This is a genomic window from Rhizobium sp. RAF56 (assembly GCF_052113965.1).
Taxonomy (GTDB): Bacteria; Pseudomonadota; Alphaproteobacteria; order Rhizobiales; family Rhizobiaceae; genus Rhizobium.
Genome location: NZ_JBFRDU010000080.1, coordinates 1 through 6,108, shown reverse-complemented (window position 1 = coordinate 6,108; position 6,108 = coordinate 1). Strand labels below are relative to the sequence as shown.

Genomic DNA, 6,108 nt, shown 5'->3' with positions numbered 1-6,108 from the left:
AGCCTGGCCAGAGGAAGTGCACAGCAGCCCAATGCACGAACTTTCGATTCATGGCGCCGGTCGCCGTCAATCCTATGCCACCCTCACCGTCAGCATAGGCAACCGAAAGAAGCATGCCGCGCAGAAGTGGTGACAGCGCGGCGACGTCGACGTCACCTTGCAGGTTGATTTCCGGAAGCATCGTGCGGCGTTGATCCCTAGCCTGCGCCATGCAGGTGTAAGCGAGTATCGAGCGGCGAGAGAACAATTGCCAGTGAGAAAGCTAAAGCCGAAGGGCTGTCCCTCACCCGCCCCGATCAGGTCTTGCAATCGGGTGAGCCGGTCAGATCGAGGCTGGTCGTCATGCCGTCAGACAGCACGCTGTGACACTTCTACTTTGCGCTCCAGCAGACATTCCAACCTTGCTGTCACATCGGGCCACCCGTCGAGTGGTTTCGTCCATGGCTCGGTCTACTATTCAATCATCAAAGCGCCGTAGCATCACTCTTAGAATTCTGTTCTCTTCAATGAGGTGATGTCTCCACATTGCCGTCAATCGTTGATTTTCCAGTTCAAGTGTCGCGAGATCTTCATTGTCGCGCAGAGTTGCGATGACCATTGAAGTGGCCGGGAACTCGACCGTCCCCGTACGCTTTCGTTTGCGGGCCGCCGGAGTAATTTTCATAACCCTCGGTCTTTCTTCTGGGCCCAGAGGGTCACATTGCTCAGCAGCACTCGCTTCAAGTTGGGCTTCCACTTCCCCATGCGCTGTAGCAGACGGTATCGAGGCCGTAAGTCCAGAACCATTGCTATTCTCGGCGCGGCTGATCTCGGGCTCGATTTCCGCTCGCAATTCCGGAGTGGTCTGGGTCACCTCGCTGACATCAGCGTTAGGTCCAAACCACGGCGCGTCAATTTCCCGCGCGATCGCGTTGAAGTCAGTGCTTCCCCAGATCGATTGCGGCTTCTTCACCGAGCGAGGGCGTCTGGACGACTTAACCTCGACAACGAACGTACGTTTTTGCGTTTTCATTTTCACCCAATTACCAGGGCCTGGTTATCTCTAACCAAACCTTTCGAGCATTCTTCTCAGTTGACTATTTTGCTGCATCAGTTTGCGCGCGAGTTCGGCACGCAGTTTCCTGATGTCTTCGTCTAGCATGGTCATCTCGTCAAAGGCAGAGGCTTCCGACGATCGTTTTAGTCCAGCACGCTTGCGAGGCCTTTGCTCGGCGCGTTTGGTGACCCTCGCAGCAGGCCCGTGTGCGCTGGCAAGCAAAGGGGATAGACTATCAGACATCGCTGGCTGCGTTGTCGTGACCTGGCCCGACAATGTAAGTGCGCGCACCCGCTCAGCCATCGTTTCGCCGTCTACGTCGGCCGACCCGTCCTCCACTCCTGTAGGCTGGATTTGGTCTTGTACTGCATCAGTTTGAACTTGCTCTACTTCAATATCCACAGCCTGGCTTATCGCGACTGGCAGAAAAGGATCGTGCGCTTCAACACCGCTGTCCGGGCCGCGCTCTTCGACGGCGTCAGAGGATGCTGCACTTTGATCGGTGGCGCGTTTGCGCGAAGCAAACCGCGCAAGGAACTTCCACGGTGATTTCATGGGAATTGACCCTCGAGCAAACTGCGGTGCAGGGCGAACGCATAGCTATCAGCTCCATGAACGAGTCATGGAGCGGACATACTGCGCGCCCTCCCCTACGAGGCCGCGGGCAGCGGCAATCTCAATCCAGTCCGAGACGCCTGCGAAGGTCAGCATTCTCGGCGCGAAGCTTTGCCGACAAAGCGGCACGAAGCCGCTGGTTTTCTGCCTCAAGCTCGAGCAATTCAGCGATCCCGTCCGTTGCGACCGGTGCCACCTCTTGCGTCTCTCCACCTTGTGAAGCCGAAGGTTTCCGCGGTGCCTTGTCAGTTAGGGCCGTGTTTTTTCCCGGCCTGCCAGGACGCTTTTTTGCGGACGATGCCGTTTTTTCACCAACCTCAACCGTCTTCTTACGGCCGCGGCCGGACTTGACATTACTCGTTACCGATTCCGCGCTTCCTTGCACTGTCGCGGGCTTTGGGCTCCTGGGCTTGCGCTGCTTCTTCACCACTGGCGTCGCGGCCGTATCCGCACTCGGATTCTCCACGCCCGACGGGCTTACGATTTCCTCGGCCATCATCACTCCCTTTTGCTTTAAACCGTCGCGTCCGTACAATCCTGGCTCATCCGCATTGACAGTTTACTAAGAACTATCGAACTACGTATCACAGAGTGGTCGATCGCAGTAGATTGGCACGATGACGATACTTGGTCATACATCGAGAAATTGAAGATGTCAGCGCTGAGGGAGAGGAACGTCCTTTGCTACAAACATCCAAAGTCAACTCCCCCGCCTCTATTGGAAAACGCAAGGGTTACGCTGCCCGAAAACATTCAGGGCTAGGATCGCCGCGAAGGATTGTTGGCCAGCCAGCTCAACCATTTCAGACGACGCTATCTTCATGGCGAAGTCTACATCGCGCCATATGCCGCCATACGCACTCAAACTCCGTCGCTGAGAAGCCGCAAGACCCTTCATTGGTCAACTGGCGGGTTACCGTCGTATCGCCCGCGCGGGCTGTTGATCGTGCATCACGATGAGACACGCTGCAACTCGGTACCCTTCAAGCAGAACTCCATGAAAAGACCATTTCCCACCCACCCGGAGAATAGTGTCACTTGTGACGCCTATCACATGTCCCAGTGGGCAATGATGGTAGGCTGCCCCTGGAAGTTGCCGGTCCTGGCACTAGAGGGTTTCAATGCTTCGTTTCGAACGATCCGACGATCGAAATATTCTGATTATCAGCGCAGATGGGCCATTGAAAGAGACTGACTTTAAGGAGTTCGCGAGACAGATCGTCGCAAACACCCCAGCGCCTCGGCCCTTGCATCTAATGCTCCGGACGGAATCGTTCCCAGGCTGGGAGAGTTTCGAGGCATTCGAAGCGCATCTAAGATTTGTGTCCGAGCACCATCGGCGGATCGAAAAAATCGCGGTCGTCACGGACAGCACATTACTGAAAGTCCTACCTCACATAGCCAGCCTGCTGGTCCATCCCAAGATCAAGCATTTCGATCTGGCAGAGACGAATATTGCGCTCACCTGGCTGGAAATTAGTCGTTGAGAAAGTCGCTTCTTTGATCCTACGGCGAACCGGTTGCGACCCTGACCAACCTGCAGGACGGGCGCACCATCTTCGCTTTCAACGAGGTCTATATCGAAGACGAAAGGCGACCCGCGATCAGTCTCGATCAGAGGGTGTCGCGTTGGGTGCGCAGATTTGCGACAACGCGTCGGTTCTGGACCTTGAAGCAGGCGATCACTGGAGAGATCGGATCGAGTGAAATCGGGAATATGGGGATCGGGAGAAGCCAGTTTCGGAATCATTGGAATACCTGAGAATGTGGGGATTGAATTGCGGGCCTCTGACGCGAGGCGGGCGTGATCATACTGGGAGCCACTGGACCGACTAACTGATTGTGTGGCGGCTAACTGAACGTGCGGCTTCGGTCCCGCACATTGTCCAGGGGCGAAAGCCTACAAGGGCACTATGAAGGCAGGCCCTCTCGCCGCCGCCTCGGACGTCCAAAGGATGGCGTCTACCGTCGCATCCACGTCCTCATATGGCTTGCCAATCGTTGAGGGAATAAGGCGTGTTACTTCAACAGCGCGAGCCAGCGAGGCCGCAGCATTGCTCTTGCCAATTTCCAGATAGTAACGCCGCAGCCCGCCGTCCCTACCATCGGGAAACTCTGGGCGCATTGGCATTTGATAGTCAAACTTTCCCTCCCGAAAGAAGCCTATTCTGAAAAAATCCGCCAACGGATTGCCAGCGCCGCTTACGTTTATAGCGCGGCCATCGAGCCTTATGGCGTCATAGTGGCTCTCGTCGGGATCCCAAAGTATCTCACGTCCGAAGCCCATTCCTCTTTCGCCGAACACCTCTTTCTCGGGTGGGTCCCACCGCCACTCTGAGGCGCTAACCGTTATAGAAAAATCCGTACCGCGAAAAAGCGGTCGTGCGAAGTACTTGACCGGCCATTGGGGAAGGAGCGGTGTGACCTGATTTAAATTGTAGACGGGGGGGAGGTTCAAGGCAGGCGATGAGACGCCTGGAAATCGGTTATTAAGCACGGTGAGGTTTTCGCGTTGAGATAGCAATAGGCTGTGGGCAGGTGGAACGGCTGTCAAGCCGATAGTTTGCGTCGGCCCTGATTTAGCGAGATTGCCAGCGACCCGCGAAGCGCCTTAGCGATGATCACGCTGCCAGAAACGATCCGCGAGCGCTTCGAACCGCTACGCCCTGAAGCGAACGCCACGCGCAAAGGCGATCGAACTCGTTGGAAACTCCAACGTGCACACGACAATATCTCAGAGCATCCAGACAGCTTGGTCAGCCATTGAAGCCGCCGCTGAACTCACATGAACTTTCTGTCTGCTGTCCTAGTGGCAGGGTATTAGGCCTCAGAGTGCAGACATTTCGGTGCCCTCGGCGTTAACCGCCACTGCAGTACCAGGCAGAGGTAGGAATTTAGCGAAAGACAAGGCGACCAGGCGGGAATTTCACGAGTGGCACCGATCGTTGTGATGCACGTCGCCTCCAGCGCAGGTCATCGCTATTTGGAGTATTTGGCAATCGCACCTACGTTCCGCTGGCGGGGGTGAAAAGCGCTAAACAAGAGGAAAGCTGAGCGAAAGCATAACTGCGTCTGATCGACGCCGGGTTGAACTTCTAATATTTCTACCGAGAGACAAGCCCGAGACTTGACGCCAACGGCAAATGGGGAAACCCTGTTTGTAGTGCATCTGGACTGTAAATGTGAAAGTCTTCTCAACCGAGCTAATAATCGCGGCGACCGTATACGTCAACGCTCATAATCATCACGAAGCCAAAACAAGATTTGAGAATGTCCTCACCGGTGACGTTGGCGTAAACCAACGATCGCGTTTTGTCGATTGGATCGACGACCATTTTGCTTACGCCGACGTTCACTTTTCCTCATCAATGACCTTTCTTGACGGGGCCGATCTATGCGAAGTCAGCTCCAGTACTTGGACTCTTCCCTGGGATTTGCCCGTCAGCCCGCCACACAAGAATGACAAGCTGGGCGAGTGGATCCCCAAAGGAAAATTCTTTGCTGCCGATCTGATCCTGACGGCACCAGCACTAGTTCGATCGAAAGACAGGGCGAAAGCCGAAGAACACCTTGCTAGGCTTCGCCACACTGTCATTTCGGCCGACGATAAACGCTGGCTGCGACCCCGTGCGGCTACATGTGAGAGTTCGCTATCGGTCTCTCCTACTCTGACTGTAGGCGTTTTCAGTCAGATAAGGGAACTTTCGAAATTCGATGACGACGCAGCCAACTTGGCCGTCGATGCGGTTGTACGTGACGTGCTTGAGATAGCGAAGAATGACCGACAGCTCATGGAGGTTCTGGAGGCGCAGGCTAAGCATTTCAGAGTGCAGTTCCGAGACCACGGCTGCAATGTAGGCTTCATGACTGATCAGTTAGCCATTGAAGCCCTTCTACGAACTAGGGCGTGGGAAGCTTACAAAAGCAGCCAAGGGTTCAGGCCCTACGCATGAAAAAACCCTCTGTGATTAGTCTATTCACCGGAGCCGGAGGCCTCGACTATGGCTTCGAAGCGGCCGGTTTCGAGACGGCCGTCGCGCTGGAAATGGATAGGAAGTGCTGCGCAACGTTGCGAAGCAATAGGGTCTGGCCCGTCATCGAAGATGATATCGCGAAGGTTTCGACGGCGACGATCCTGGCGGCGGGCAGGCTGAAGGCTGCCGAGGTCGACGTCCTGATCGGTGGACCACCCTGCCAGCCATTTTCAAAGTCAGGCTTCTGGGCGACCGGTGAGGCGAAGCGCCTCAACGACCCCAGGGCAGCTACGATTGAGGGTTACATGAGGGTTTTGGCGGAAGCTCAGCCTAAGACTGTTGATTTGCGCTGAGAGCTGACCCGGGATTGCGGGAAAATATCACTGAGAATTGACCCATGTTTCAATCATCCCCTGTGGTTTCAGCGGGGGCTTTGGAGTGATCGACATGGCGTTACTGAGCGTAATCCGACGCTGGCATTTT

Annotated in this window: 7 protein-coding genes and 1 pseudogene; 3 read left to right on the top strand and 5 right to left on the bottom strand. The window is 55.4% G+C overall.

What is annotated here, in order from left to right; translation table 11 throughout:
* The 4 genes and pseudogenes from AB4048_RS28380 to AB4048_RS28365 all read right to left on the bottom strand — a co-directional run.
* Nucleotides 1-181, bottom strand: a pseudogene (locus tag AB4048_RS28380) (hypothetical protein); the annotation flags it as partial.
* 276 nt (nt 182-457) lie between these two features.
* Nucleotides 458-1,018 (bottom strand): hypothetical protein, encoded by a 561-nt coding sequence (locus tag AB4048_RS28375; RefSeq protein ID WP_442205290.1) that lies wholly within the window; start codon nt 1,016-1,018, stop codon nt 458-460.
* Between the two features lie 24 nt (nt 1,019-1,042).
* Nucleotides 1,043-1,591: a hypothetical protein gene (locus AB4048_RS28370; protein ID WP_442205289.1), complete on the bottom strand. Its 549-nt coding sequence runs from the start codon at nt 1,589-1,591 to the stop codon at nt 1,043-1,045.
* A gap of 121 nt (nt 1,592-1,712) precedes the next feature.
* Nucleotides 1,713-2,186 carry a hypothetical protein gene (locus tag AB4048_RS28365; protein WP_442205288.1) on the bottom strand — a complete coding sequence of 158 codons (474 nt, stop codon included), beginning with the start codon at nt 2,184-2,186 and terminating at the stop codon, nt 1,713-1,715.
* A gap of 586 nt (nt 2,187-2,772) precedes the next feature.
* On the opposite strand from AB4048_RS28365, the gene AB4048_RS28360 reads away from it, so the two are divergent.
* A complete protein-coding gene (locus AB4048_RS28360; RefSeq protein WP_442205287.1) occupies nt 2,773-3,138 on the top strand; it encodes an STAS/SEC14 domain-containing protein in 366 nt (121 codons plus the stop codon).
* Between the two features lie 413 nt (nt 3,139-3,551).
* On the opposite strand, the gene AB4048_RS28355 is transcribed toward AB4048_RS28360, so the two are convergent.
* Nucleotides 3,552-3,938 (bottom strand): hypothetical protein, encoded by a 387-nt coding sequence (locus AB4048_RS28355; protein ID WP_442205286.1) that lies wholly within the window; start codon nt 3,936-3,938, stop codon nt 3,552-3,554.
* A gap of 895 nt (nt 3,939-4,833) precedes the next feature.
* Between AB4048_RS28355 and AB4048_RS28350 the strand changes: the two genes are divergently transcribed.
* Nucleotides 4,834-5,604, top strand: a complete 771-nt coding sequence (locus AB4048_RS28350) for a hypothetical protein (protein WP_442205285.1) — start codon at nt 4,834-4,836, stop codon at nt 5,602-5,604.
* Complete coding sequence (locus AB4048_RS28345) at nt 5,601-5,978, top strand: DNA cytosine methyltransferase (RefSeq protein ID WP_442205284.1); 378 nt, start codon at nt 5,601-5,603, stop codon at nt 5,976-5,978. Before AB4048_RS28350 ends, AB4048_RS28345 begins: the two co-directional genes overlap by 4 nt.
* The last annotated feature ends 130 nt before the right edge of the window (nt 5,979-6,108 follow it).